The 24667-nt window shown below is 70.4% G+C and carries 28 protein-coding genes; 9 read left to right on the top strand and 19 right to left on the bottom strand.

All coding sequences use genetic code 11. From position 1 onward, the window contains the following. Positions 1 to 9 precede the first annotated feature (9 nt). The 3 genes from ACZ7GX_RS08835 to ACZ7GX_RS08825 are packed head-to-tail and all read right to left on the bottom strand — an operon-like array spanning position 10 to position 1658. Positions 10 to 867, bottom strand: coding sequence for a PHP domain-containing protein (locus tag ACZ7GX_RS08835; RefSeq protein WP_498774648.1), 858 nt, complete (start codon positions 865 to 867; stop codon positions 10 to 12). 31 nt (positions 868 to 898) lie between these two features. Continuing rightward, positions 899 to 1459 (bottom strand): PH domain-containing protein, encoded by a 561-nt coding sequence (locus tag ACZ7GX_RS08830; RefSeq protein WP_073896001.1) that lies wholly within the window; start codon positions 1457 to 1459, stop codon positions 899 to 901. 40 nt (positions 1460 to 1499) lie between these two features. Next, on the bottom strand, positions 1500 to 1658 hold the full coding sequence (locus ACZ7GX_RS08825; protein WP_170185132.1) for a hypothetical protein: 159 nt from the start codon (positions 1656 to 1658) through the stop codon (positions 1500 to 1502). A gap of 142 nt (positions 1659 to 1800) precedes the next feature. Between ACZ7GX_RS08825 and ACZ7GX_RS08820 the strand changes: the two genes are divergently transcribed. Beyond that, positions 1801 to 2214: an NUDIX hydrolase gene (locus tag ACZ7GX_RS08820; protein ID WP_498774424.1), complete on the top strand. Its 414-nt coding sequence runs from the start codon at positions 1801 to 1803 to the stop codon at positions 2212 to 2214. A 13-nt stretch (positions 2215 to 2227) separates the two neighbouring features. Here the strand turns inward: ACZ7GX_RS08820 and ACZ7GX_RS08815 are convergent, their stop codons facing one another. Beyond that, positions 2228 to 3313: a DUF2332 domain-containing protein gene (locus ACZ7GX_RS08815; protein ID WP_498774422.1), complete on the bottom strand. Its 1086-nt coding sequence runs from the start codon at positions 3311 to 3313 to the stop codon at positions 2228 to 2230. A 1-nt stretch (position 3314) separates the two neighbouring features. After that, positions 3315 to 3818, bottom strand: coding sequence for a MaoC family dehydratase (locus ACZ7GX_RS08810; RefSeq protein ID WP_498774420.1), 504 nt, complete (start codon positions 3816 to 3818; stop codon positions 3315 to 3317). A gap of 296 nt (positions 3819 to 4114) precedes the next feature. Between ACZ7GX_RS08810 and corA the strand changes: the two genes are divergently transcribed. Next, on the top strand, positions 4115 to 5191 hold the full coding sequence (corA, locus tag ACZ7GX_RS08805) for a magnesium/cobalt transporter CorA (protein ID WP_498774418.1): 1077 nt from the start codon (positions 4115 to 4117) through the stop codon (positions 5189 to 5191). Between the two features lie 139 nt (positions 5192 to 5330). On the opposite strand, the gene ACZ7GX_RS08800 is transcribed toward corA, so the two are convergent. Beyond that, positions 5331 to 6416: a DUF2332 domain-containing protein gene (locus ACZ7GX_RS08800; RefSeq protein ID WP_498774416.1), complete on the bottom strand. Its 1086-nt coding sequence runs from the start codon at positions 6414 to 6416 to the stop codon at positions 5331 to 5333. Between the two features lie 106 nt (positions 6417 to 6522). Between ACZ7GX_RS08800 and ACZ7GX_RS08795 the strand changes: the two genes are divergently transcribed. Together ACZ7GX_RS08795 and ACZ7GX_RS08790 are read left to right on the top strand one after the other, a co-directional pair. After that, positions 6523 to 7179 carry a metallophosphoesterase family protein gene (locus tag ACZ7GX_RS08795; RefSeq protein WP_498774414.1) on the top strand — a complete coding sequence of 219 codons (657 nt, stop codon included), beginning with the start codon at positions 6523 to 6525 and terminating at the stop codon, positions 7177 to 7179. An 11-nt stretch (positions 7180 to 7190) separates the two neighbouring features. Next, positions 7191 to 8030 (top strand): chromosome partitioning protein ParB, encoded by an 840-nt coding sequence (locus ACZ7GX_RS08790; RefSeq protein ID WP_498774412.1) that lies wholly within the window; start codon positions 7191 to 7193, stop codon positions 8028 to 8030. On the opposite strand, the gene ACZ7GX_RS08785 is transcribed toward ACZ7GX_RS08790, so the two are convergent. The 8 genes from ACZ7GX_RS08785 to ACZ7GX_RS08750 all read right to left on the bottom strand — a co-directional run bounded on the left by ACZ7GX_RS08785 (position 8027) and on the right by ACZ7GX_RS08750 (position 17454). Continuing rightward, positions 8027 to 8998 carry a hypothetical protein gene (locus ACZ7GX_RS08785; RefSeq protein WP_498774410.1) on the bottom strand — a complete coding sequence of 324 codons (972 nt, stop codon included), beginning with the start codon at positions 8996 to 8998 and terminating at the stop codon, positions 8027 to 8029. The two genes, ACZ7GX_RS08790 and ACZ7GX_RS08785, sit on opposite strands and share 4 nt — an antisense overlap. A gap of 164 nt (positions 8999 to 9162) precedes the next feature. After that, entirely contained in the window at positions 9163 to 10050 is an 888-nt protein-coding gene (locus ACZ7GX_RS08780) for an SDR family NAD(P)-dependent oxidoreductase (protein WP_498774408.1), read from the bottom strand. Between the two features lie 284 nt (positions 10051 to 10334). Beyond that, entirely contained in the window at positions 10335 to 11516 is a 1182-nt protein-coding gene (locus ACZ7GX_RS08775) for an ABC transporter ATP-binding protein (protein ID WP_498774406.1), read from the bottom strand. Positions 11517 to 11520: 4 nt separating this feature from the next. Then, positions 11521 to 12366 (bottom strand): carbohydrate ABC transporter permease, encoded by an 846-nt coding sequence (locus ACZ7GX_RS08770; RefSeq protein WP_498774404.1) that lies wholly within the window; start codon positions 12364 to 12366, stop codon positions 11521 to 11523. Further along, positions 12366 to 13319, bottom strand: a complete 954-nt coding sequence (locus ACZ7GX_RS08765) for a carbohydrate ABC transporter permease (protein WP_498774402.1) — start codon at positions 13317 to 13319, stop codon at positions 12366 to 12368. The genes ACZ7GX_RS08770 and ACZ7GX_RS08765 overlap by 1 nt, the downstream gene beginning before the upstream one ends. Next, positions 13316 to 14572: an ABC transporter substrate-binding protein gene (locus tag ACZ7GX_RS08760; RefSeq protein WP_498774400.1), complete on the bottom strand. Its 1257-nt coding sequence runs from the start codon at positions 14570 to 14572 to the stop codon at positions 13316 to 13318. Before ACZ7GX_RS08760 ends, ACZ7GX_RS08765 begins: the two co-directional genes overlap by 4 nt. A gap of 183 nt (positions 14573 to 14755) precedes the next feature. Further along, positions 14756 to 15301 (bottom strand): YflT domain-containing protein, encoded by a 546-nt coding sequence (locus ACZ7GX_RS08755; RefSeq protein WP_498774398.1) that lies wholly within the window; start codon positions 15299 to 15301, stop codon positions 14756 to 14758. A 956-nt stretch (positions 15302 to 16257) separates the two neighbouring features. Further along, entirely contained in the window at positions 16258 to 17454 is a 1197-nt protein-coding gene (locus tag ACZ7GX_RS08750; protein ID WP_498774396.1) for an acyl-CoA dehydrogenase family protein, read from the bottom strand. 142 nt (positions 17455 to 17596) lie between these two features. Here ACZ7GX_RS08750 and ACZ7GX_RS08745 point away from each other — a divergent pair, with 142 nt between their 5' ends. Next, positions 17597 to 17893: a DUF4190 domain-containing protein gene (locus ACZ7GX_RS08745; RefSeq protein WP_498774394.1), complete on the top strand. Its 297-nt coding sequence runs from the start codon at positions 17597 to 17599 to the stop codon at positions 17891 to 17893. 8 nt (positions 17894 to 17901) lie between these two features. Here the strand turns inward: ACZ7GX_RS08745 and ACZ7GX_RS08740 are convergent, their stop codons facing one another. The 4 genes from ACZ7GX_RS08740 to ACZ7GX_RS08725 all read right to left on the bottom strand — a co-directional run bounded on the left by ACZ7GX_RS08740 (position 17902) and on the right by ACZ7GX_RS08725 (position 20934). Then, positions 17902 to 18063, bottom strand: coding sequence for a hypothetical protein (locus tag ACZ7GX_RS08740; protein ID WP_498774392.1), 162 nt, complete (start codon positions 18061 to 18063; stop codon positions 17902 to 17904). Positions 18064 to 18161: 98 nt separating this feature from the next. Continuing rightward, entirely contained in the window at positions 18162 to 18824 is a 663-nt protein-coding gene (locus ACZ7GX_RS08735) for a DUF4276 family protein (RefSeq protein WP_498774390.1), read from the bottom strand. Beyond that, complete coding sequence (locus ACZ7GX_RS08730; protein WP_498774388.1) at positions 18821 to 19930, bottom strand: AAA family ATPase; 1110 nt, start codon at positions 19928 to 19930, stop codon at positions 18821 to 18823. Before ACZ7GX_RS08730 ends, ACZ7GX_RS08735 begins: the two co-directional genes overlap by 4 nt. Before the next feature lie 44 nt (positions 19931 to 19974). After that, positions 19975 to 20934, bottom strand: coding sequence for an HpcH/HpaI aldolase/citrate lyase family protein (locus ACZ7GX_RS08725; protein ID WP_498774386.1), 960 nt, complete (start codon positions 20932 to 20934; stop codon positions 19975 to 19977). Between the two features lie 114 nt (positions 20935 to 21048). On the opposite strand from ACZ7GX_RS08725, the gene ACZ7GX_RS08720 reads away from it, so the two are divergent. The 4 genes from ACZ7GX_RS08720 (at position 21049) to ACZ7GX_RS08705 (ending at position 24118) form a co-directional block, all read left to right on the top strand. After that, positions 21049 to 21384: a hypothetical protein gene (locus tag ACZ7GX_RS08720; RefSeq protein ID WP_498774384.1), complete on the top strand. Its 336-nt coding sequence runs from the start codon at positions 21049 to 21051 to the stop codon at positions 21382 to 21384. Further along, positions 21381 to 22238 carry an aminoglycoside phosphotransferase family protein gene (locus tag ACZ7GX_RS08715; RefSeq protein ID WP_498774382.1) on the top strand — a complete coding sequence of 286 codons (858 nt, stop codon included), beginning with the start codon at positions 21381 to 21383 and terminating at the stop codon, positions 22236 to 22238. Before ACZ7GX_RS08720 ends, ACZ7GX_RS08715 begins: the two co-directional genes overlap by 4 nt. Positions 22239 to 22308: 70 nt before the next feature. Beyond that, on the top strand, positions 22309 to 23562 hold the full coding sequence (locus tag ACZ7GX_RS08710) for a magnesium transporter MgtE N-terminal domain-containing protein (RefSeq protein ID WP_498774380.1): 1254 nt from the start codon (positions 22309 to 22311) through the stop codon (positions 23560 to 23562). Next, positions 23555 to 24118, top strand: coding sequence for a DUF1003 domain-containing protein (locus tag ACZ7GX_RS08705; RefSeq protein WP_498774378.1), 564 nt, complete (start codon positions 23555 to 23557; stop codon positions 24116 to 24118). Before ACZ7GX_RS08710 ends, ACZ7GX_RS08705 begins: the two co-directional genes overlap by 8 nt. A 3-nt stretch (positions 24119 to 24121) precedes the next feature. On the opposite strand, the gene ACZ7GX_RS08700 is transcribed toward ACZ7GX_RS08705, so the two are convergent. Continuing rightward, on the bottom strand, positions 24122 to 24583 hold the full coding sequence (locus ACZ7GX_RS08700) for a MarR family winged helix-turn-helix transcriptional regulator (RefSeq protein ID WP_498774376.1): 462 nt from the start codon (positions 24581 to 24583) through the stop codon (positions 24122 to 24124). Positions 24584 to 24667: the final 84 nt, after the last annotated feature.

The raw sequence follows: 24667 nt of genomic DNA, 5'->3' as shown, positions 1-24667 counted from the left end.
GGTCCGTGGTCAACCGACCAGCACCTTGCACCCGGTTGCCCGATCGGCCAAGGCGTCCAGCACGTCCGGTGACGTGGTTTCCGCGCCGAGCCGCACCGTCTTGTTGGTGCCGTGGTAGTCGCTGGACCCCGTGGTCAGCAGGCCCAGCTCCCCCGCCAGGCCGCGCAGCCGCACCCGCGTCGCCGGGTCGTGGTCGGGGTGGTCGACCTCGACGCCGGCCAGTCCCAGGCCGGCCAGGTCGGCCACCACCTGGTCGGTCACGATCGGGCCGCGCGAGGTGGCGAAGGGGTGTGCCAGGACGGTCACCCCGCCCGCCTCCGTGATCATCTCGATCGCCCGCGCCACGGGCGTGTCGGTGCGCGGCACGTAGTACCGGCCGCCCGTGAGGTAGCGGGCGAACGCCTCGTCGACCGTGGACACCACGCCGGCCCGGATCAACGCCATGGCGAGGTGCGGACGTCCGGCGGGCGCGTCGGTCGGCATGGCCGCCATCAGCTCGTCGGGGTCGATGGGGAACCCGTCGGCGACCATCCGCTCGGCCATCCGGCGCAGCCGGTGCCGCCGTTCGAGGCGCAGCCGCAGCTGCTCCTCGACCAGCGCGGGCGAGGTGTGGTCGTACAGGTAGGCGAGCAGGTGGACGGTGATGACCCGGCCCCGGCCGTCGTCGGAGGCACAGGACAGCTCGGCGCCGCGCACCAGCTTCAAGCCGGGTGGCAGCGCGTTGGCCGCCTCCGCCCAGCCCGCTGCGGTGTCGTGGTCGGTGAGCGCGACCGCGGTCAAGCCGGTGGCGGCCGCGGCCGCCACCAACTCCGCGGGCGTGTCGGTGCCGTCGGACTCGGTCGAGTGGGTGTGCAGGTCGATGCGCACCCTGCCAGTCTCCACGACGGGCTGCTCCGGGCTACGGCACCATCTTCTTGCCGCGCGCCGCCCGCTGCGCCTTGATCATCGAGAAGCGCTCCGCCTGGGCCTTCTTGTCGCCGAAGGTCAGCTCCGAGATGGCGTCGTAGACCTCCTCGGGGTTGGGCAGGTACTCGATCCGGTTGAGGGCCTGGATCTGACCCGCCGACTCCACGACCAGGGTGCCGAAGCCGAACATGCGCCCGAGCACCGAACGCTCGTAGGTGAGGTCGGTGACCTTGCTGATCGGCATCATGGCGACCTTGGTCTCGAAGACCCCCGAGGAGATCATGAACCTCTTGTCGGTGACGACGATCCGCTCCACCCACCACTCCATGACGAAGTAGGCCAGCCTGAGCAGCACGAACAGCGAGGCGTACCAGAGGATGTTCTGGATGATGCCCGCGTTGTCGGGCAGCAGGTACGAGATCATCATCGCGCCGGCGAGCAGCGCGCCCGCCTCGAGGAGATCCCAGAGCAGACTGCTCCAGTGCCTGCGTACCCGGATGACCCGACGCTCCGTGGGGAGCAGGTACTCGTCGGGGTCCCGTGGTGCGAACATGCCTTCGACCTCTCGCCGTGGGAGGGAGGAGCCGGTCGACTCAGAACAATTGTTTCACGAAGGTGATGAGCGCCTCAGCGGCTTCCCGCAGGGTGCCCAGGATGTTCTGCACCAGCTGAGCCGCCTGCTGAGGCTCCGCGATGAGGAAGAACAGGACCAAGCCGACCCCGGCGAAAGTGAGAATCTTCTTCAGATTCACGGTGATCAACCCCGTTCGCTACCGCACCCGTTTGGCGCCAGTGAAAACCGTTGTACCGCACTCCGCGACACGTCGGGAGATTTGTACCGCACTTGGGTCAGCGTCCTGCACCGCCAACCCGGTGTGACTACGCTTGGTAATCGTGACGGCCGAACGTGAGCCCCGGATCCGCTGTGTCGGCGGCATCGTGCACGACCCGAACGGGCGACTGCTACTCGTGAGGAGGGGCAATGCTCCAGGTGAGGGACTGTGGTCGATACCGGGTGGCCGAGTCGAGCCCGGCGAATCCGACGAGACCGCAATTGTGCGGGAACTGCGCGAGGAAACGGGACTCTCCGTGACCGTCGGGGCGTTGATCGGCAGCGTCACCCGCCCGGCGCCACGCGGTGTCTACGAGATCCACGACTACGCCTGCCAGGTGCGATCCGGCGTCCTCCGACCAGGCGACGACGCGGTGGACGCGCGCTGGGTGGACGCTGCGATCTTGGCCACACTTCCACTGACCGGGATGCTCCGCGAGACCCTCGACGCCTGGGGCCAACTCCCCCGTTCGTGATCGGCTCCCCCGATCAGGGGAGCCACACCAACCGTTGGCCGTGCGGAGCCGTCCTGGCCAACGCCTGCGCCGACCGCACCTCGCCGTCCTCGAACCGGACCAGCCCGACCACGCCGAAGGCCGGCTCGTCCGCGCCGGGCCGCAGGTCGTCCCGCCCCGGCAGCAAGTGGACGAGGCCCGCCGCGTACCCCTCGTGGCTCAACCACCACACCGGGCGGCCGAGCCCGCGCAGCGCGCCGACGAACTCCTCCCCCGCGACGTACGGCAGGACGTTGCTGGTCAGGACCACCAGCGGCAGGTCATCGGGCACGCGGTCGGCGGCCTTGCCGAGGTCCGCCACCGCGTCGCCGACCACGAACTCGGGCGGTGACTTGCGCTGCACGGTGGCGGCCACGCCGAACAGCCGCAGCCGCTCCGGCTGGTCGGCCCACACGCACGCCTCGAGCCACGCGTACGTGTCCTCGTCGGTCAGGTCGGCGGGCGCCCGGTCCAGCCCCACCTTGGCCGCGATCTTCACCGTTTTGGGGATCTTCGGCAGCTCCGCGCCGGGCGCGAGCTCCAGCGCGCAGTGCAGCCCGAGCGCCGCCTTGGCGGGTCCCGCGACGAGCTGGCCCGCCTGCTGGGTCTGGTAGCGGTAGCCGTACTGGTCCAGGCCGAGCAGCAGGCCGGCCGAGCAGCCGACCTCCAGCAGCCCGACCGGCCCCTTGACCCGCGCCAACGCCGGGTACACCAGCGTGGCCCGCCGCACCTCGTTGGTCTGCACGGTCCGGGTGGCGACCAGCTCGCGCACCTTGTCGGCCCGCTCCAGCACGAACTCCCGGAACAACCGCCAGGTGCTCTCGTCCGCCCCGTACGTGCCGCCCAGCGACGGGTAGTAGTTGGACAGCTCGTGGAACGGCTCGGCCTGCACCAGCCGGTGCGCCGCCGCCAGGAGCAGGGTCGCGTGCGCGAACCGCTCCGGGGCGGCGGTCAGCAGGCCGGCGACCTCCGGATCGTCGGCGGCGTGCGAGGCCAGGTGCTCGTAGAGCGGCGAGACGCCGTGCGCCTCGCTCTTCGCGAACCGGGCCAGTCGTTGCCGCACCAGATCCAGCGAGGTCACGTCACTCCTTGGGTTCGGGCCTGCCCGGCTGCTCGCCGCCGCGCGCCTCGCCGTAGGAGCGCTTGGGCACCATGACCTTCCGGCGGAACACGCAGACGACCGTTCCATCCTGTTTGTACCCGCGCGTCTCGACGTAGACCACGCCGCGGTCGTCCTTGGACTTCGACGGCGTCTTGTCCAGCACCTCGGTCTCACCGTAGATGGTGTCGCCGTGGAACGTGGGCTTGACGTGCTTGAGCGACTCCACCTCCAGGTTGGCGATGGCCTTGCCCGACACGTCGGGCACCGACATGCCCAGCAGCAGCGAGTAGACGTAGTTGCCGACGACGACGTTCTTGCCGAAGTCGGTGGTCTCCGCCGCGTAGTGCGCGTCCAGGTGCAGCGGGTGGTGGTTCATCGTGAGCAGGCAGAACAGGTGGTCGTCGTACTCGGTGACCGTCTTGCCGGGCCAGTGCTTGTAGACCGCGCCGACCTCGAACTCCTCGTAGTAACGCCCGAACTGCACCGCACGCCTCCGTTGGCCGGCTACCAGTGTGAGGTCGGTGTGATCGAGGACCACGCCGACCGGGACGACAGTGTGAGCACCGGGGGAGTACCCTCGGCAACTGGTCTGTGAGCGACTACACCGCCGCGGCCAGCCGACCCGAGGAGGTGAGGACTACCGATGAGTAACGACCCCCATCCTGCGAGTACCTCGCGCGTCCTCATCGGGGAGCCGGCTTTCCACAGCTAGGCCCAGCGGTACCGGTCGGGACGTGCCGTCGTCGTTCGTCGAGTCGACGCTCCCCACCTGGAGGACCCGTGCCCAGCTTGCCCTCGCTCGGCGGCCTGAGAGGCCGCGCGCAGGACCGACCCGCGGTGCCCATCCCCGTGCCGCTGGCGCGGTACGTCGTGGACTGCGGCGTGTACGTCGACGGCACGCGCCTGCCCGGCCGCTGGTCGCACGTCGACGCGGTCGAGGAGGTGCGCAAGCGCGGCGACGGGTTCGTCTGGATCGGGCTGCACGAGCCGGACGAGGAGCAGATCCAGGGCGTCGCGGACACGTTCGGGCTGCACGAGCTGGCCGTCGAGGACGCCGTGCACGCGCACCAGCGGCCCAAGCTCGAGCGCTACGACAACATGCTGTTCATGGTGCTCAAGACGGTCCGGTACATCCAGAACTCGTCGCCGGACACCGCCAACGAGATCGTCGAGAGCGGCGAGATCATGGTGTTCCTGGGCCGCGACTTCGTGGTGACGGTCCGGCACGGCAACCACTCGGGGCTGGCGGCGGTGCGGCGCGAGCTGGAGGAGGAGCCGGACCGGCTGCGCTCGGGGCCGGCCGCGGTGCTGTACTCGATCGCCGACCACGTGGTCGACAACTACCTCGACGTGACCGACCACATCGAGGACGACATCGACCAGATGGAGGCGCTGGTCTTCCAGCCGCGCAGCCGGGTCAGCGCCGACCAGATCTACCTGATGAAGCGCGAGGTGCTGGAGCTGCGCCGGGCGGTGATGCCGCTGGCCGTGCCGCTGCGGCGGTTGGCGGAGGGCTACACCCCGCTGATCCCCGAGCAGGTGCGCTCCTACTTCCGCGACGTGGACGACCACCTCACCGAGGTGTCCGAACGCGTGATCAACTTCGACGAGCTGCTGACCACGCTGGTCAACGCCGTGCTGGCGAAGATCACGCTCCAGCAGAACTCGGACATGCGCAAGCTCGCCGCGTGGGTGGCGATCATCTCCGTGCCGACCATGGTGGTCGGCGTGTACGGCATGAACTTCGACTACATGCCGGAGACGCACTGGAAGTACGGCTACCCCATGGTGATCGCCGTGATCCTGGTGGTCTGCCTCACCCTGTACCGAATATTCCGTCGCAACCGCTGGCTGTAGACCCCTCTCCCTCCCCTTCCCGCGACGGGATGTCCCCCCATGTCCAGGATGTTCACGAACCTGCGGTTCTGGGTGCTCACCTTCCTGATCGGCTGGCTCGCCACGGTGACCCTGCTGATCGCGAACGGGAGCTGACCGCTCAGTTCCAGGGCGCGGTGTCCCAGGTGAACGGGATGCCGTGCCCCACACCCGTGCCCAGGCGCAGCGAGACGCCCGCCGGCCACAGCTTGAGCAGCAGCCGGAACTCGTACGCGCCCGCGGTGTGCGTGCGGCGCGGCTCGTAGACCAGCAGCGCCAGCGGCGCCATCGGGGTGGCCCGGGAGGCGGCGTCGGCCAGGATCGCGCGGCCCATGGCGCGGTCGGCCGGTGACACGTACTGCCAGACGACCGAGTGCCAGACGACGGTCAGCACGTCGCGCTCCGGGCGGGCCAGCTGCTCGGCCAGCCACTCGGGGCCGGTCGCCCGCCGCACCGGGACGGGGTCGAGCCGCGCGAGCTCCACGGCGGCCTGGAGGCGGTCGAAGCGGGCCTGCTGGTCGGCCCAGACGAACGACGACAGGTGCAGCCGCCCGTCCTCTGTGGACACGTCCACCGGGTTGAGGTCGCAGCCCGCGCGCCGGACCAGGCGCAGGTTGTGGCGCAGGTCGACGGGCGGCCTGCCGGTCCACCGCGGGTCGAGGGCGAACGGGCTGCCCGGGTCGCCGAACACCTCGCCGTCGACCCGGTAGGCGACGTGGTGCGGGCGCAGGTTCAGGCCGCCGGACGCGCCGACCTCCAGCAGGCGGATCGGGAACGTGGCACGCCTGCCGACCTCGGCCGCGGCCAGGTGGGTGGCGGTCTGCAGGCCGCCGAACAGGGGCGCGCTGCGGCCCGGCTCGTTGGTCTGCACGACCGTGGACGTGACCAGGGCGTGCAGCTCGTCGGTGTGCTCGTGCAGCACGGTCCGCGCGTCGTCCCAGAGCGTGTCGAGGTCGGGCCTGCCGCCGACCGTCGGGTAGTGCTTGGCCAGCGTGGGCGCGCGGCCCTCCAGGACGAGCCGGTGCAGGGCGCCGGCGAACCGCAGGCCGGGCACGGTGCCGTGCCGGTCGCACTCGGCGCCCGCCATCACCCGCGCGGTGATGCCGCCGCGGGCCAGGTCGTCCGCCGCGGCCACCAGCAGGGTGCGGGTGAGCGGGCTGTGGACTTCGCAGGCGCGGGACGCGTCGAGGAACAGCTCGGCGAGCACCCTGTGACGTTAGCCCGATTTCCCTTGTGCGGCAGGGGGAGGAAGGCGTGGTTCACCCTTTCACCGACGAGGTGTCTCCGACCGCGCCGGCGCTTAGGCTCGGTGGATGCCGAGGGTGCTCGCGGTGGCGGACGAGGTGGTCGAGGCGCTGTGGACCGACCGGGTGCGCCGCCACGACGTCGACCTCGTCGTGGCGGCCGGCGACCTGCCGTTCGACTACCTGGAGTTCCTGGCCGGCGCGTTGGACCGGCCGTGCGTGTTCGTGCCGGGCAACCACGACGCGGACCTGACCGGGTACACCGACGTCCGGGGACTGTGGACGAAGGCGGGCCTGCCGGCGCGCTGGCCCGGTCCGGCGGGCGGCGTGAACGCGGACGAGCGGGTGGTGGACGTCGCCGGGCTGCGGATCGCCGGGCTCGGCGGGTCCGTCCGGTACAGCGGCGGGCCGAACCAGTGGACCGAGCGGCAGCAGGCGCGTCGGCTGCGCCGCGTGCTGCGGGCGGCCCGGTGGCGGCGGTTGCGCGACGGGCGCGGGGTGGACGTGCTGCTCACCCACTCGCCGCCGCTGGGCTGCGGCGACGAGCCCGACCCGCCCCACCGGGGGTTCGCCTGCCTGCACGAGGCCGTGCGGCGGTTGCGGCCACCGGTCATGCTGCACGGGCACATCCACCCGCACGGCCAGGTGAAGCCGGACCGCGTGCTCGGCTCGACCCGCGTGGTGAACGTCGTGGGTTACCAGGTCTTGGACGTCCCAGTGCCCTGAGGAGGAGTGCCGTGCCCCGTGACACCGGTTTCCCGCAGGCCGACGCGGAGAACGACTTCCAGCGCGCCCGCCGCCGCCAGGTGCTGTCGCGGTTGGCCGCCTGGCTGCGCCGCGAGCCGGACGACGTGAACATCATGCTGCCGTTCCACGAGGTGGTCGAGTCGCTGGGGATGCTCGGCGAGCGGCGGCTCGGGCTGCGCGCGGTCCGGCTGGACTCGATCGTCGGCAGCGTGGACCGGACCCGTGACTTCGACCGCCGGTTCCGGCCGACGTCGGCGCGGGTGCGGGAGCGGTGGCAGCGGCTGGCGCTGGCGCAGCGGCGGGGCGAGGCGGTGCCGCCGATCGAGGTGTACCGGGTGGGTGACCTGCACTTCGTCCAGGACGGGCACCACCGGGTGTCGGTGGCGCACGCGCTGGGGCTGGAGGTGATCGACGCGTACGTGACCGAGGTCGTGACGCGGATCGCGGCGCACGGCATCCGGCACCGCGGCGACCTGATCGTGAAGGACTACCGGCGGCTGTTCCTGGAGCGGGTGCCGTTGGGCGGGCAGGCGCGGGCGGCCGTGCTGCTGTCGGACCCGTGGGACTACGCCGAGCTGGGCGAGCACGTGGAGGCGTGGGGTTTCCGGCTGATGCAGGACGAGGGCGTGCTCCTGGACCGGGCCGCGGTCGCCGGGCGCTGGTACGCCGAGGAGTACCAGCCGGTGGTCGGGATGCTGCGGCAGGCGGACCTGGTGGGCGACCGCACGGAGACCGAGGCGTACCTGTGGGTGGCGGCGGAGCGGTACCGGCTGATCCGCACGCACCGGTGGGACCCCGACGTCATCTCGACCCTGCGGTCGCGCCGCTAGCGCTGCCGTTCCAGCCGGGGCAGCGGCCGGGCCTGGTCCATCACCCGGTCGGTGTAGGTGTCGAGCAGGCGGGTCGCGACCTGCTGGCCGTACCCGAGGATCACGGCCCACAGCAGCAGCGCGGCCTGGGACGCCACGCCGATGAGGCCGGTCGTCACGCCCGCGCCCAGGCCCAGGATGCCGACCACCGCGAGCGCCGCGCCGAGCAGCACCTTGATCAGCGCCTGGTAGCCGACCATCACGTACGGCGAGAGGCTGGGCCGGCGGCGCAGGAGCAGCACGACGGCCGACAGGACCGCCCCGAACGCGCCGAACACCTGCGACAGCCACACGTCCGCACCGGTCGCCGACTTGCCCGACGGGCACACCGTCGGCAGCTTCTCCGCGCTCACGCACATCGGGATCAGGCCGGGCTTGAGCAGGCCGATGACGCCGAGCGCGGTGTTGACCACGAACAGCACCACGGACGTGGCGATCAGCTTGTTGCGCAGCGCCCGCGACCCGGCGTGGGCGAAGTCGGAGGCGTCGAACGCGGCCCTCAGCGCGTCGACCACGATCTCCCGCTCGACGGAGAGGGGGAACTCGCCGGGCCGCAGCTCCTCCAGCGCGACGCGGCGCGGGTCGTCCTCGTCGAGGTTCTCCGCGACCCGGGCCTTGAGCCCCGGCAGCCGCCCGAGGAACCCGTTGCCCGCGGCCACGACCGCGATCTCGGCCTCGTGCAGCGACCGCCAGGCGCGCTCGATGTGCCAGCCCGACCACCACGACGCGACCGTCCGCCACCGCGACTCGGCGCGCGTGATCATGTCCTCGACCGTGGCGGCCTCCTGCTCGGCCACCGCGCGCCACTGGTCGCTCTCCGGGTCGAGCGGGTCCGGCGGGCCGAGCGCGGCGAGGTCGGCGCGCACGCGGTCGAGCCGCGACTGCACCACCAGCCGCCAGTCCGTGACCCGGGGTGTGCGCGTGCCCACGTCCAGCATCGTCGCAGGAAGACCCACCGATCAGGCGATCACCCGAAGGTGTGATCACCGCGCTGGGAGCGGTTGAGGGGCGGGCAAACAGGTGAACCTGGCCGCAGAGCGGGGAAGCGCCGGTCCGCCAAGGCGCTTCCCCTGCTCCACCACCGGGTCGCGGCTCAGGCCGTGCGGCCGGGCTCCACCAGCTCGCGCAGCCGCGGCGGCATGCGCTTCTCCAGGCCGAACGGTTCCAGGTGGGCTTGGAGCACGCCGTCGAACGCCCGCTTCACCGACGCGGTGTCCCAGGTGTCGCTCTCCAGGATCGGCTGCTTGAAGTACGGGTGGCCGACGAGGTGCAGCTGCCGGCCGTTGCACCGGACGATCTGGCCCGTGATGCCGTGGGCCGCGTCGCTGAGCAGGAACAGCACGAGCGGCGCGACCTTGCCGGGGGTGCGGTCGGCGGGGATGGCCCGCAGCGAGCGCTCCGACTTCCACACCATCCGGGTGTGGGCGACCGGGCAGACGGCGTTGACCCGGATGTTGTCCCCTTCCAGGTCGAGGGCCCACGACGAGCTGAGCGAGGCCACCGCGCCTTTGGTGGCCGAGTAGGTGGCGAGTTTGCGCTGGCCGAGAAACGCCCCTGACGAAATGTTCACGATCGAGCCGTGGCCCTGCTCGCGCATCACGCGCATCGCGGCCATTCCGGTGTATATGACTCCCAGCAGGTTGACCTCGACGATCCGCCGGATGGATTCCGGCTCGTCCTCCCACGGCAGCGTCTCGTAGTTGAGCCCGGCGTTGTTGACCAGGCCGTCGACCCGGCCGAACTCGGCCTGGCACATTCCCACGATCTTCTCCGCCTCGCTGGGATCGGCCACCGTCGCCGTGCTCGCCACCGCCCGCCCGCCGTAGGCGCGGATGTGCTCGGCCACCTGTTCGGCCTGGTCAGCATCGATGTCGTTGACCACGACCGCGGCGCCGGCCTGCGCGGCGTGCATCGCGTAGGCCTCGCCCAAACCCCGTCCCGCCCCGGTGATCACGACCGCTTTGCCGTCAAGAATCCCCATCTCGCGCTCTTCTCTGTGCTCGGCGGACTCCCCTGCCCCGGGCCCTTTACGGCCGGAGTCGTTTCCGCCTTCGACCAGCGTGGGGATCGCCGGCACCCGGAGCGCCACAAATGCGACGAGGTGTGCGTTTGCTGCGCTGAATGGCCTATGGAGTTCGTCCCTGCCGATGGTCCGGACTGGTCGGCAACGGCCCGTGACCTCCGGAAACCTCCCGTTGAGCTTCGCCTGAAAGTGTGAAAGGCCGCCCCCGTCGAACCACCGGGGGCGGCCTGCCGGCGCGGTGCTCAGCCGCGGTAGGTGAGGTTGCGGCCGTTGGCGGGGTCGAACAGCTGCACCTGATCGGCGTCGAACCAGATGTCGGCCGGTTCGCCCGCCACCGCGGTGGACGTCGCGGCGATCCGGGCGACCAGGGACACGCCGCCGCCGGGCACGTCGGCCGAGCCCGCGTCGGCCGCGAGCTCGGCCAGCTCCGCCGAGGTCGCCTGTTCACCCTGGAGGCTGAAATAGGCGAACTTGTCGGAGCCCATCGACTCCAGCACGTCCACGTGGTTGGTGAACGTGACGCCCTTCGAGCGAACGGCGTCGTCCACCAGCCGGGCGTCCTCGAAGTGCTCGGGCCGCAACCCCATGATCACCTCACGGGGCGCGTCGGCGCCTTCCAGCAGCCCGCGCACCCGGTCGGTCAGCGGCACGTCGCCGATCGCCGACCGCAGCACGCCGTGCTCGAGCGCCGCCGGCACGAAGTTCATCGCGGGCGAGCCGATGAACCCGGCGACGAACAGGTTGGCGGGGTTGTCGTAGAGCGACTGCGGCGCGCCGATCTGCTGCACCGCCCCGCCGCGCATCACCACGACCCGGTCGCCGAGGGTCATCGCCTCGGTCTGGTCGTGCGTGACGTACACGGTGGTGGTGCCGAGCCGCTTCTGCAGCCGCGACACCGACGTGCGCATCTGCACGCGCAGCTTGGCGTCGAGGTTCGACAGCGGCTCGTCCATCAGGAACGCCTTGGGGTTGCGCACGATCGCCCGCCCCATCGCGACCCGCTGCCGCTGCCCGCCGGACAGGTTCGACGGCTTGCGGTCCAGGTGGTGGGTCAGGTCCAGGATCTCGGCGGCGTCGCGGACCTTCTTCTCCACGGTCGCGTCGTCCACCTTGGCCAGCCGCAGCGGGAAGGCCATGTTCTCCTTCACGGTCATGTGCGGGTAGAGCGCGTAGGACTGGAACACCATCGCGATGTCGCGGTCCTTGGGCGCGCGCTCGTTGACCCGTTCGCCGCCGATGCGCAGCTCGCCGGACGTGATGTCCTCCAGGCCGGCGATCATGTTGAGGGTCGTGGACTTCCCGCAGCCCGACGGGCCGACCAGGATGATGAACTCGCCGTCGGCGATCTCGATGTCCACGTCCCGCACGGCCACGGCGCCGTCGGGGTACTGCTTGGTCACGCTGTCCAGAACGATCTCGGCCATTGCTTCACCCCTTGACGGCGCCGGAGGTCAACCCGGCGACGATCCGACGCTGGAAGAACAACACGAATCCGATGATCGGGATCGTGATCACCACGGCGGCCGCGGCGATCGATCCCGTCGGGTCCTCGAACTGCGAGCTGCCGGTGAAGAACGACAGCGCGACCGGCACCGTGCGCGAGCTCTCGGTCGAGGTCAGCGAGATCGCGAACAGGAAGTCGTTCCAGCAGAAGATGAACACCAGGATCGCGGTGGTGAACACACCGGGCGCGGCCAGCGGCGCGATGACCCGGCGGAACGCCTGGCCGGGCGTCGCGCCGTCCATCTTCGCCGCCTTCTCCAGCTCCCACGGGATCTCGCGGAAGAACGCCGAGAGCGTGTAGATCGCCAACGGCAGCGCGAACGTGATGTAGGGCAGGATCAGGCCGGGCCAGGTGTCGAACAACCCGAGCGACCGCTCGATCTCGAACAGCGGCGAGACCAGCGAGATCTGCGGGAACATCGCGATCAGCAGCGACACCCCGACCAGCAGCCGCTTGCCGGGGAAGTCGAGCCGGGCGATCGCGTAGGCGGCCATCGTGCCGAACACGACCGCGACGGCGGTGGCGATCAGCGCGATGCCGATCGAGTTCACCAGCGCGCGGACGAACTCCGTGGTGGCGAAGATCGCCTTATAGTTGTCGAACGTCCACGCGCGCGGGATGAAGTTGCCGTCCGCCAAGGTCTCCTTGGTCTTGAACGACAGCGACACGATCCACAGCACCGGGACCAGCGCGTACGCCACCACCAGCACGTTCAGGACGGTCCAGCGCGCCTTGCGGCCCGTGGTCACGGCCCCGCCGATGCCCGCCATCAGCGCCTCCCCCCGCCGTCGCCGCCGGGCGCGGCGGTCCCGAACAGCTTCACGAACACGAACGCGATGATCGCCACCGCGATGAAGATCAGCACCGACATGGTGGAGCCGATGCCCAGGTTCAGGCCCTTGATCAGGTTGTTGTACGTCAGCATCGACACCGACGACGTGCCCTGCGAGCCCGCCGTGAGCACGAACAGGTTGTCGAAGATGCGGAACGCGTCGAGCGTGCGGAACAGCAGCGCCACCAGGATCGCGGGCTTCATCACCGGGACCATGACCTTGGTGAACCGCTGCCACGCGCTCGCGCCGTCCATCGCGGCGGCCTTGAGCAGGTCGTCCGGCACCAGGGCCAGGCCCGCCATCAGCAGCAGTGCCATGAACGGCGTGGTCTTCCAGATCTCGGCCAGCGTCACGACCATGATCGCCGGGATCTTCTCGGTGAGCACCGGCTCGCCGCCCGCGAGCGTCTCGGCCAGGTAGCCGGTGCCGGGCGTCCAGGCGTAGCGCCAGGAGAACGCGGCGACGACCGTGACGATGCCGTACGGGATGAGCGTGGACGTGCGCACGATGCCCCGGCCGACCAGCGTGCGGTGCATGATCAGCGCCAGCGCCATGCCGAGCACCAGCTCGACCGCCACGGACACCACCGTGATGAGCACCGTCACCCACATGGCGTTCCACCAGTAGGGGTTGGTCAGCACGGTGACGTAGTTGTCCAGGCCGACGAACTCGGTGCGGTCCGGGAACTTCAGGTCGTAGCGCTGCAGCGACAGCCACAACGAGTAGAGGATCGGCCAGCCGGCGACGGCGGCCATGATGAGGATCGCCGGCGCGCACAGCAGCAGGCCGAGCCGGCGTTCGGCCTTCTTGCCCTCGCTGAGCGCGGCCTTGGCCTGGGGCGACGGCTTGGGTCCGGTGGCGGCCGGTTCGGCGTCCAGCGCGTGGCTCACGGCAGCACCCCCTTCGAGTCGAGCGCGTCCTGGAGCTCGGTGCGCAGCCGGTCGGCCGTGCGCCGCGGGTCGATGTCGGCCGGAGGCGAGAGGATCGTGGAGATGACGGTCGACACGTTCTGGTAGGCGGGGGTCCGCGGGCGGGTGCCCGCGTTCTTCAGCGTCTCCAGGATCGCTTCCTTCATCGGGTACGGCTCGGCCATCTCCGGGTCGTCGTAGACGGACTCGATGGTGGGCGGCACGCCGTCGTTGATGGCGGCGAACTTCTGGTGCTCCGCGCTGCGCAGGCACGTGATGGCGTCGAACGACTCGTCGGGGTGCCGGGAGAAGGCGCTGACCGCGTAGTTGATGCCGCCGACGGTGACCTCGGCCGGTCCGCCGTCGATGGAGGGGTAGGGCGCCCACTTCAGGTTCGGCGCGAGGTCGGGGACGGACTGCGCGGCGGCGTAGATGTAGGGCCAGTTGAGCTGGAACGCGGCCTTGCCGTTCTCCATGGCGAGGCGGGCGTCGTCCTCGGCGGCGTTGGAGAACGACGGGTCCACCACGTCGGAGGTGGCGAACTGCTTGAGCACCTCGAGCGCCTTGACCGCGCCGTCGTCCAGGACGGCCTTGGTGCCGCTCTCGTCCAGGATCTGCCCGCCGGCGGTGTTGACCAGGGTGTTGTAGAGGACGACGAGGCCCTCGTACTGCTTGCCCTGCGCGGCGACGAGGCCGGGCGTCTCGTCGTTGCCGTCCGCTTCGAGCCGCGACCCCATCTCGATCATCTCCGACCAGGTCGTCGGCGGTGTCGGCACGAGGTCGCCGCGGTACCAGAGGAGCTGGACGTTGGTGTTGTCCGGAGCGCCGTACAGCCTGCCCTCGTAGCGGGCGGTCTCCAGCGGCGTCTCCAGCGTGCCGTCCTCGACCTGCTCCTTGGTCGGGCCGGTGAACTCCCTGATCCAGCCGGCCTCGGCCAGTTCGGCGGTCCACGTGACGTCGAGGGCCAGCACGTCCATGTCGTCGTCGCCGGCGGCGAGCCTGCGGACCAGCTGCTCGCGCTGGCCGTCCGCCTCGCGCGGGAGCTTGTGGTAGACGATCTCGTAGCCGGCGGCCCGCCCGTTGCAGTCGTCGACGATCTTCTGGAAGTTCTCCTGCGGGTACTTGTAGACGTTGATGGTGATCCCGCCGTCACCCGAACCACAGCCCGCCAGCACGGACGTCGCGATGAGCGCGGCGCCCCCTGCGGCGGCCAACCGATGACCCTTGCCCCTCATCGGTCCTGCCTCCTTCCCGACAACGGAGGAGCCAGACCGCGACGCCCGGCACCTCGTCGTGCCCACCGGTCGGCCGAACCGACCGGTGGAACGAACGTAGGCCCGGTGACCAGGTGCCGCGACCACCGGAGCCCGGAACGGCCTTACCCGGTCCGGTGGTGCGGTAAACCTCGGTCTTCGACCTCAGTCCTGGCCGGCCTTGCCGGCGTCGGAGGGGCGCATGGCGAGCTTGGCGAGCAGGTCACGGCCGCGTTCGGCCGAACGGGGCTGGCAGAGCACGTCGTAGCGGCCCGCGACGAGCTGGCTGGCGCTCTGGAAGTCGCGCTTGCCGCGGGCCGACCCGTAGCCGACTGCGGCGAAGATCAGGCCGAACGCGATGCCGACCACCAGGCCCGCGACGATGGGGCCGAGGCTGCTGCCGGGGGTGGTGTTGAACAGGCTGAGCAGGACGCCGACGAACAGGCCGAACCAGGCGCCCGAGGCCGCGCCGGTGCCCAGCACGCGGCCCCACGTGAGGCGGCCGGTGACCCGTTCGACGAGCATGAGGTCGACACCCACGATCGTGACCTCCTGGACGGGGAAGTCGTCGTCGGCGAGGAAGTCGACGGCGCGCTGCGCCTCCTCGTAGGTGCCGTACGAACCGATGGGCCAGCCGGTGGGCGGGGTGGGCAGGCGGGGAGGCACCCCGGGTCGGTTCTGGCCGGAGAAGGAACTCGTCACGGTGACCACCTCTTCGCGGTGCTGATCTCCCCATCCTGCCAACACCGGGCGACCGGCGCGAAACAGGTCGCCGGGAAGGGGTGCGAAACGTGACCTCCGCCCGGCGGCCCGCGCACCGTGCGGGGTCCTGACCGGACCGCCCGATCGTGGTGCCGACCAGGTCACCCGACCGTGGTACTGACCGATGGCGACCCGGCGATTGTGGGTCCGGCGGGTCGGTGCGTGCGTGCCGTCGGGTGGGGTGCCGTCGGTGGGTGCCGTCGGTGCGTGCCGTCGGTGGGTGCCGTCGGTGGGTGCCGTCGGAGCTTGAAAGAATAAGAGCTTGAAAAGCATGTCCTCGCCGGACGGGCAGATCAGCAGGATGACCCCGACTACCGCTGGATGCTGCGGGTCCGTTGTTGGTCCGGGTTTCGTGTCATCCCACCGACCTCCACAAGGGCTACCACACGTATCAAGGGGGGCGCCCACAGTCGAAGCCTCGGGTATCGCTGAACAACGCCCCCCTTGACACGCGCGGTAGGGCTGCGCCAGGTCGGCGGGATGACACGAAGCCCTACTTCTGGGAGAAGGGCGTGCCAGTGGACGGGTCGGGGGTCGCGAGTCGGGCCCGGGGTCGGACGGGCCCGGCGGTGCGGCCGCTGATGCCCTTACCTCCCCAAAGGGAGGGCTTCGTGTCATCCCGCCGACCTGGCTTTGCCCTACCGCACGTGTCAAGGGGGCACATCCCCACCCAACAGGAACAATGGGCTGGAACCGCCCCCTTGACGCGTGTGGTAGCCCGGAGGGAGGTCGGTGGGATGACACGAAACCCGGACCCACAACGGACCCGGCACAGAACCACCGAACCGGCCGTCATCCTGCTGATCTGCCCGTCCGGCGAGGACGCTTTTAAGCTTTTAAGGGCCTGAGCAGGCACAACGCCCACCCGAGGGCCGGCCGCGCGTCAACCGTGGGTCAACCGCGCGTCAACCACGCGACTGGTAGTCGCGCAGCAGGCCCCGGCTGATGATGGTCTTCTGGATCTCGCTGGTGCCCTCGCCGATGAGCAGGAACGGCGCCTCGCGCATCAGGCGCTCGATCTCGTACTCCTTGGAGTACCCGTAACCACCGTGGATGCGGAACGCCTCCTGGGTCACCTCGGCGCAGTACTCCGACGCGATGAGCTTGGCCATGCCGGCCTCGACGTCGTTGCGCGCGCCCGAGTCCTTCAGCCGCGCGGCGTTCACCATCATCAGGTGGGCGGCCTCGACCTTGGTCGCCATCTCGGCCAGCTTGAACGCGATGGCCTGGTGCTCCGCGATCGGCTTGCCGAAGGTCTTGCGCTGCTGCGCGTACTCGATCGCGAGCTCGAACGACCGCAGCGCGATGCCGCACGCCCGCGCCGCCACGTTCACCCGGCCGACCTCGACGCCGTCCATCATGTGCCGGAAACCCCGGCCGGTCCGGCCGCCGAGCACCTGCTCCGCCGGGATCCGGAAGCCGTCGAACACCATCTCGGTCGTGTCGACGCCCTTGTAGCCCATCTTGTCGATCTTGCCGGGGATGGTGAGGCCGGGCACGACCTCGCCGTAGCCCTCGGGCTTCTCCACCAGGAACGTGGTCAGGTTCTGGTGGGCCTTCTCCGCGCCCTCGTCGGTCTTCACCAGCACGGCGGTGAGGTTGGACGTGCCGCCGTTGGTCAGCCACATCTTCTGGCCGTTGACGACGAAGTCGTCGCCGTCGCGCACGGCCCGCGTGCGGATCGCCGCCACGTCCGAGCCCAGCTCCGGCTCGGACATCGAGAACGAGCCGCGCACCTCGCCGGTCGCCATCCGCGGCAGGTACTTCGCCTGCTGCTCGGGCGTGCCGTGCTGCTTGAGCATGTGCGCCACGATGAAGTGGGTGTTGATCACACCGGACACGGACATCCAGCCGCGCGCGATCTGCTCGACGACCAGGGCGTAGGTCAGCAGCGACTCGCCGAGCCCGCCGAACTCCTCCGGGATGGTGAGCCCGAACAGGCCCATCTCCTTCATGCCCTCGACGATGTCGGCGGGGTACGTGTCGCCGTGCTCCAGCGCCTGGGCGTGCGGGATGATCTCCTTGTCCACGAAGGTGCGAACCGTCGACAGGATCTCCTCCTGGACGTCGGTCAGTCCTGCGGTCCGGGCCAGGCGCGCCATCGCGTTTCCCTTCGTAGCTCTCGGGTTACCGGCGAGTATGGCCGGGTTAACGCCCGTTCGCGCGACAAAGGTGCTCATCGCCACGCGCTGAACCGAAACAGCGGGATAACCTGTGCGCCCGCACGAATCGCAGGGGGAACGCATGTCGCAGCCGTACCAGCCGCAGCCGGGCTACTACCCGCCGCCGCCCACGCAGACCAACGGGATGGCGATCGCGGCGCTGATCACGGCATTCCTGTTCTCACCGGCGGGCATCGTGCTGGGCATCGTGGCGCGCAAGCAGATCCGGCGGACCGGTGAGCAGGGCTGGGGCATGGCGACCGCCGGGCTCGTCATCGGCGTGGTGCTCACCGTGCTGTGGGTGCTGGCGGTCGTGCTGTGGGTCGTGCTGGTGGTGTGGCTGTACCGGGAGGTCGGCAACCTGCCGCCGCCGCGCTGACGCCGCGGTCAGGAGGCTCGCAGCTCCAGCTCGCCGCCGCAGTGCCGGCACACCTCGGCGAACACGTGGACGTCGTGCGAGCACGCGGGGCAGGGCCGGAAGCTGCGCTCGAGCAGGTCGTCACGGCGGCGCCGGAACAGCGGTCTGCGCGGGGTGCGATGTCTGGACACGCCCACCACCATGCACAGGCGGCACCCCGTGATCGCCAATTGAGGGCGCTTCTTGTGGTCATGCTCACCACCGTGACCAGCGGTGGGTGCACGTTTCGTCACTCTTCGAACGTGCCGAGCCAGGCGTCGAGGCGCGGGCACACCGCCCGCAGGTGTGCGAGCCCCAAGGCTTGGATCGCGAGCGGACCGTCGAGCGTTTTGACGTAGGTCGGGCAGTAGCCGAGCAGCCGCTTCGACGGCGCGGTGGCAGGTCCGTCGTTGACCAGCTCGGGCCCACCTGCGGCACTGACGTCGGCTCGGAGCCGTTCGGCGAGTTCCGGGCCGAGGAACTGGCCCAACTCGTCGGCGGCGGCGAACACCCAGGCTTCCAACTCGTGGACGACCAGGTTCGGCCGGAACCGCCGGTCGCCGATCGCGTCGGCGAGGCAGCGCTCGACGTGCCCGGCCCGTTCGTAGACGTCGCCGGACGGCCGGTCGACCATGCCCGGGCAGTCGGCCGGGAACGCGTAGTAGTCGAACAGCGTCGTGAGCACGTCGAGACTCGTGTCGTTCAGCAGGAGCCTGACGTCCCGCTGGATCTGCGCCCACCCGGTGATGCCACCCTTGTGCGACGGCCCGGCCGCCGGCCGCTTGGTCTTCACCAGCGACAGGCTGGTGACCCAGCCAAGCCCTTCGAGGTGCGGTCGGATGACGGTGTCGACCACGACCTCCTCGGTCTGCCCCTCGACCAACAGGTGGACCCGACGGAAGCCACCGGTCACGTCTGCCCGCCCGGCCTGCCCCCGATCAGGTTCTTCTCCCACAGCTCGCCCAGCGAGTACTCCTCGAGCCACGCGCCGAGCCGCTCGCGATCCGGCCGGACGAACTCCGAGGCTCCGTCGACCCGCTCGACCACGATCAGGTCGTCCAGCTCGAACTGGTTCATCAGAGTGACGGACTGGGTGGCGATGAGCACCTGGCTGCGCGTGGACGCCTGCCGCAGCAGCCCGGCCAGCTGGACCACGGCGTAGGGGTGCAGTCCCAGTTCCGGCTCGTCCAACACCACCAGCGACGGCAACCGCGGGTGAAGGAGCAGCGTCGCCAGACAGATGAACCGCAGCGTGCCGTCCGACATCTGGTTGGCCGAGAACACGGCGTCAGAGTCCGTTTGACGCCACCTCAACCGCAGCCGATCGCTCTTCTCCGGACGCAGTACGAAGTCCCGGAAGAACGGCGCGACTTGGCGGATCACCCCGACGATGCGTCGATAGGCGGCCTGGTCGGCCCGGTCGTCGCTGTCCGACAGCGCCAGCAGGACGGCTGCGAGGTTGCCAGCGTCGTTGTGCAGCGCCAGGTTGTCCGCGGTGGGCACCAACTGCTTGACCGGGGCATTCCGGCTCGTGTCGTGGAAGTGGTAGACCCGGCAGCCGCTGAGCAACTCAGCCACGTAGGCCGCAGGACGACTGGCTTGGGAAAGCGCGGCGCCATGGAGATGCGTCTCCCGGTTGCCGCGTCCGATCAACTGGTTGTACGGCCGGTCATAGCCCGGTCCCTGGAAGTAGACAACTTCCTGCTCGAAGATCAATGCGTCGTTGCTCGCCGGTACGAGCATGGCCTCATAGGCGTTAGGAGGCGCATCGAGGTGGACGCGCAACCTGGGTGCCGCGGGACCGCTGGTGAGCAACGCGGACGCACCGCCGTTCAGGCCGACGAAGTAGCCGAGGTCTTCCTCGACCAAGCGGCCCAACAGCTCGAACACGCGGATGAAGTTGCTCTTGCCCGCGCCGTTCGCGCCGATCAGGACGTTGAGCCGGCCAAGGGACACCGTCGCGGAGCGGATCGAGGCGTACCCCTCCACCTCGATCGACTTCAGCTCCCGGTCGGCCACGCGATCACTCTACGGCCACGCGCCGACCGGGAGCCGGGAGAAGGTCAGTCCTCCGGCGGCGACCACACGTTCGTGCGCGCCATGCCCGCGGCACGGCCCTTGGACGAGATGACCAACGCCATCTTCCGCGACGCCTCGTCGATCATCTCGTCGCCGAGCATCACCGCACCGCGCTTGCCGCCCTGCTCGGAGGTGAAGTAGTCGTAGGCGTCGAGGATGTTCTCGGCGTGGTCGTAGTCCTCCTGCTTCGGGCTGTACACCTCGTTCGCCGCGTCGATCTGGCCCGGGTGCAGGACCCACTTGCCGTCGAACCCGAGCGCCGCCGAGCGGCCGGCCACGCGCTTGAAGCCCTCGACGTCCCGGATCTGCAGGTACGGCCCGTCGATGGCCTGCTTGTCGTGCGCACGGGCGGCCATCAGGATCTGCATCAGGATGTAGTGGTAGGCGTCGCCGACGTCGTAGCCGGGCGGTTGCTCGCCGACGACCAGCGACTTCATGTTGATCGACGCCATGAAGTCGGCCGGGCCGAAGATGATCGTCTCCACCCGCGGCGACGCGGTGGCGATCGCGTTGACGTTGATCAGGCCCAGCGCGTTCTCGATCTGCGCCTCGATGCCGATCCGCCCGACCTCGTAGCCCATGGTCTTCTCGATCTGGGTGAGCAGCAGGTCGAGCGCGTGCACCTGCTCCGCGGTCTGCACCTTCGGCAGCATGATGCAGTCCAGGTTCGCGCCCGCGCCCTCGACGACCTCGGTGACGTCGCGGTAGGTCCACTCGGTGGTCCAGTCGTTCACCCGGACGACCCGCGCGCGGGAACCCCAGCCGCCCTCGTTCAACGAGGCCACGATGGTCTTGCGCGCGTCCGGCTTGGCCAGCGGCGCGCACGCGTCCTCCAGGTCGAGGAACACCTGGTCCGCGGGCAGCGTGCGAGCCTTGTCGATCATCTTCTGGCTCGAGCCGGGCACGGCCAGACACGAGCGACGGGGACGCTGCTGGTCGACCACTGTGGGTACCTCCTCGTACCGGCCGGTAACTCCTGTTGTGCGAAGGGTGGCACGCACGCGTAGCGCCCGCTATTTCGTGAGTCACGACTCACAGGCCCGTGGCAGGCTGAACCGGTGGAGATCGAGCAGGTGCTGGACAACGCGCTGCGCAAGGCCGCGGCGGTGTGGATCCGACCGGACGGCCGCGAGCCGCGACTGGTGTGGGCGCTGTGGCGCGACGGCGGCCTCCTCGTCGCCGTCGGCGGCACGGAGCAGCAGGTGCCGGGCCTGGCCGACGGCGTCCGGTGCACGGTCACCGTCCGCTCGCCCACCACCCACTCCCACCTGGTCGACGCCACGGCGACCGCCCGCCTCGCCGACCCCGACGACGAGGCGCTGGCGGCGCTGCGAGCGGCCCGGCTCAACGGCCGGCCGGCGTGGGAGTCGGTCTACCGCCTGGAGTTCGCGTGATCACCGTCCCCGAGGACTTCGGCGCCATCCTGGGCGAGGAGGCGTTGGAGTGGCGGGCCTCGCTCCCCTCGCTGGCCACGAAGTTCTGCGCCCGCTGGCGCCTCGCCCCGGACGGCGCGCTGCTCTACGGCAACATCGCCGTCGTCCTCCCGGTGCGCCGCGCCGACGGCCACCCGGCCGTGCTCAAGCTCACCTGGCTGGACGACGAGACGCGGCACGAGCCGACCGCCCTCGAGGCGTGGGACGGCCAGGGCGTGGTGGCGCTGCTCGACCACGACGACCGGCACGGCGCGCTGCTGCTGGAACGCCTCGACCACACCGCGTCGCTGCTCGACGCGCCGATCGAGGAGGCGCTGGCCGTCACCGGCGGCCTGCTCCGCCGGCTGCGCGTCCCGGCCGGCCCTCAGTTCCACCGCCACGACTTCGCCGACCCGCGCACGCGCAACGCCGACCTGGGCGGCCCGCTGCCGTCCGCCGTCGTCGAGCAGGCGCGCGAACTGGGCCGCCACCTCGTCGAGCACGCCGGGAACACGCTGGTCAACCAGGACCTGCACTACGAGAACGTGCTGCGCGGCGACCGCGAGCCGTGGCTGATGATCGACCCGAAACCGCTGGCCGGCGACCGCGAGATCGGCGTGATCCCGTTGCTGTGGAACAGGTTCGGCGAGCTCGACGGCGAACGCGGCCTGCGCGACCGGTTCGCCGCGCTGTGCGACATCGGCGAGCTGGACGCCGAACGCGCCCGCGCCTGGACGTTCTGCCGCGCCGTCGACACCTGGCTGTGGTGCCTGGAGGAGGAGCTGGACGAGATGGCCGTCACGGTCGAGGCGATCACGCACGCGTTGCGGCCCTGACCGGGAACCTGGTCCCCGGCGTCCACAGTGGAACGCAGCGGCGGGGCACCCGGCGGACTAGCCTGATCACGTGCCTGCCGTGAACCGGGTCTTCGCCGCTCAGCTCGCCGGGTTGCCCGTCTTCGGCCCGGACGGCGAGTCGATCGGCAAGGTCCGCGACCTGGTCATCGGCCTGCGGGTGGACCGCCAGCCACCCCGCGTGCTCGGTTTGGTGCTGGAGCTGGCGACCCGGCGGCGCATCTTCGTGCCGATGCTGCGGGTCACCTCGATCGAGCCGAACGCCGTGACGCTCGCCACCGGGTCGGTCAACCTGCGCCAGTTCCACCAGCGCGCCAACGAGGTGCTGGTCGTCGGCGAGCTGCTCGACGCGCGCGTCACGCTCGCCTCCGGCGCGCCGGCGGTGCTGGTCGACGCCGCGATGGAGCCCAGCCGCACCCGGGACTGGCGGATGACGCGGGTCGCGGTCCGGGAGCGCACCGGCCGGCTGGCCCGCCGCGGGCCGGTGCAGGTGCTGCACTGGGAGGACCTGACCGGGCTGTCGGTGACGGAGCTCGCGGGCCAGCCGCAGGGCGCGCAGCACCTGGTCGCGATCTTCGAGACGATGCGGGCGGCGGACGTGGCGCTGGCCCTGCACAGCCTGCCGTTCAAGCGGCGCTACGAGGTGGCCGAGGCGCTGGACGACGAACGGCTCGCCGACGTGATCGAGGAGATGGCCGAGGAGGACCAGAAGGACCTGCTGGCCTACCTCGACGAGGAGCGCGCGGCGGACATCCTGGAGGCGATGGACCCCGACGACGCGGCCGACCTGCTCTCGGAGCTGCCCGAGGGCGAGAAGGACCGGCTGCTGGAGCTGATGGAGCCGGAGGAGTCCGAGCCGGTGCGACGGCTGCTGGAGTACAGCTTCGACACCGCGGGCGGCCTGATGACGCCGGAGCCGGTGGTGCTCGCGCCGGACGCGACCGTGGCCGAGGCGCTGGCGCACGTGCGCAACCCGGACCTGACGCCCGCGCTGGCCAGCATGGTGTTCGTGTGCCGGGCGCCTACGGCCACGCCGACCGGCCGCTACCTGGGCTGCGTGCACATCCAGCGGCTGCTGCGGGAGCCGCCGTCCGACCTGGTCGCGGGCGTGCTGGACACGGACCTGGCGACGTTGTCGCCGACCGCGTCGCTCAGCGACGTGACCCGCTACTTCGCCGCCTACAACCTGGTGTGCGGGCCGGTGGTGGACGAGAGCGACCACCTGCTCGGCGCGGTCACCGTGGACGACGTGCTCGACCACCTGCTGCCGGCCAACTGGCGCGAAACGGGGCTGTCCCATGCCTGAGCTGCTGCCGCGTCGACGGCTCGACCAGCCGCGCACGGAGGGCCGGTTCCGGCTGTCGCTCGACCCGGAGGCATTCGGCCGGTTCTCCGAGCGGCTCGCCCGGTTCCTCGGCACCGGCAAGTTCCTGTTCTGGCAGACGCTGCTGGTGATCGTGTGGATCACGCTGAACCTGTTCGCGGTGACGCTGCGCTGGGACCCGTACCCGTTCATCCTGCTCAACCTGGCGTTCTCCACGCAGGCCGCGTACGCCGCGCCGCTGATCCTGCTGGCGCAGAACCGGCAGGACGACCGCGACCGGGTGTCGTTGGAGGAGGACCGGGCGCGTGCCGCACAGACCAAGGCCGACACCGAGTACCTGGCCCGCGAGCTGGCCGCGCTGCGGCTCGCCGTGGGCGAGGTCGTGACCCGCGACTACCTGCGCAGCGAGCTGGAACGCGTGTTCCGCGAGCGCAAGCGGCCCGGCAAGGACAACCCCGGCAAGGACAACCCCGGCAAGGACGGCGCCGGCAGGGACAGCCCCGCCGCGGACGTCAAGGACGACGTGCCGTCCTCGTGACGCTCAGGGCTTGTCGGCGCCCAGCCGGTCGCACGTGCGGCCGAACGCCTCCAGCTCGGCGTGGTCGAACGTCTCCGTGAAGTGGCGCACCACGCCCGTGAGGTGGGTGCCGGACGCCACCCGCAGCCGTTCGAGGCCCTGCGAGGTGAGCACGGCCACCACGCCGCGCCCGTCGCCGTCGGCGCGTTCCCGCAGCACCAGGCCCGCGCGTTCCAGGCGGTCGACGAGTCTGGTGACGCCGGAGCGGGACAGCAGCACGGCCTCGGCCAGCTCGGTCATCCGCAATCGGTACTGCGGCGCCTCGGCGAGCTGGACCAGGACGTCGTAGGCCGCGAGCGACAGGCGTTGCTCGGCGATCAGTTCGGCTTCCAGGATCCGTGTGAGCCTCGCGTGCGCCCGGAGGAAGGATCGCCACACCCCCAGCTCGCTACGGGTGGGCAACCGGGCAGATCCGGTTTCCGGCACGGATACCAATGTTACGGAAAGCACGCAACCGGGTGCGCGCTGCCCCCGGATCCGAGGTGACCAACCGGTAGCTTGGAGGTGCAC

It is taken from the genome of Actinosynnema sp. NPDC037264, from assembly GCF_055603705.1.
This window is presented reverse-complemented; position numbering and strand designations above follow the sequence as displayed.

What these genes read in the sequence shown, in the direction of transcription:
- ACZ7GX_RS08780 (WP_498774408.1), bottom strand. Translation starts at nt 10,050, where the DNA reads ATGGGGATTCTTGACGGCAAAGCGGTCGTGATCACCGGGGCGGGACGG.
- ACZ7GX_RS08750 (WP_498774396.1), bottom strand. Translation starts at nt 17,454, where the DNA reads ATGGCGCGCCTGGCCCGGACCGCAGGACTGACCGACGTCCAGGAGGAG.
- ACZ7GX_RS08745 (WP_498774394.1), top strand. Translation starts at nt 17,597, where the DNA reads ATGTCGCAGCCGTACCAGCCGCAGCCGGGCTACTACCCGCCGCCGCCC.
- ACZ7GX_RS08795 (WP_498774414.1), top strand. Translation starts at nt 6,523, where the DNA reads ATGCCGAGGGTGCTCGCGGTGGCGGACGAGGTGGTCGAGGCGCTGTGG.
- ACZ7GX_RS08830 (WP_073896001.1), bottom strand. Translation starts at nt 1,459, where the DNA reads ATGTTCGCACCACGGGACCCCGACGAGTACCTGCTCCCCACGGAGCGT.
- ACZ7GX_RS08775 (WP_498774406.1), bottom strand. Translation starts at nt 11,516, where the DNA reads ATGGCCGAGATCGTTCTGGACAGCGTGACCAAGCAGTACCCCGACGGC.
- ACZ7GX_RS08770 (WP_498774404.1), bottom strand. Translation starts at nt 12,366, where the DNA reads ATGGCGGGCATCGGCGGGGCCGTGACCACGGGCCGCAAGGCGCGCTGG.
- ACZ7GX_RS08760 (WP_498774400.1), bottom strand. Translation starts at nt 14,572, where the DNA reads ATGAGGGGCAAGGGTCATCGGTTGGCCGCCGCAGGGGGCGCCGCGCTC.
- ACZ7GX_RS08705 (WP_498774378.1), top strand. Translation starts at nt 23,555, where the DNA reads ATGCCTGAGCTGCTGCCGCGTCGACGGCTCGACCAGCCGCGCACGGAG.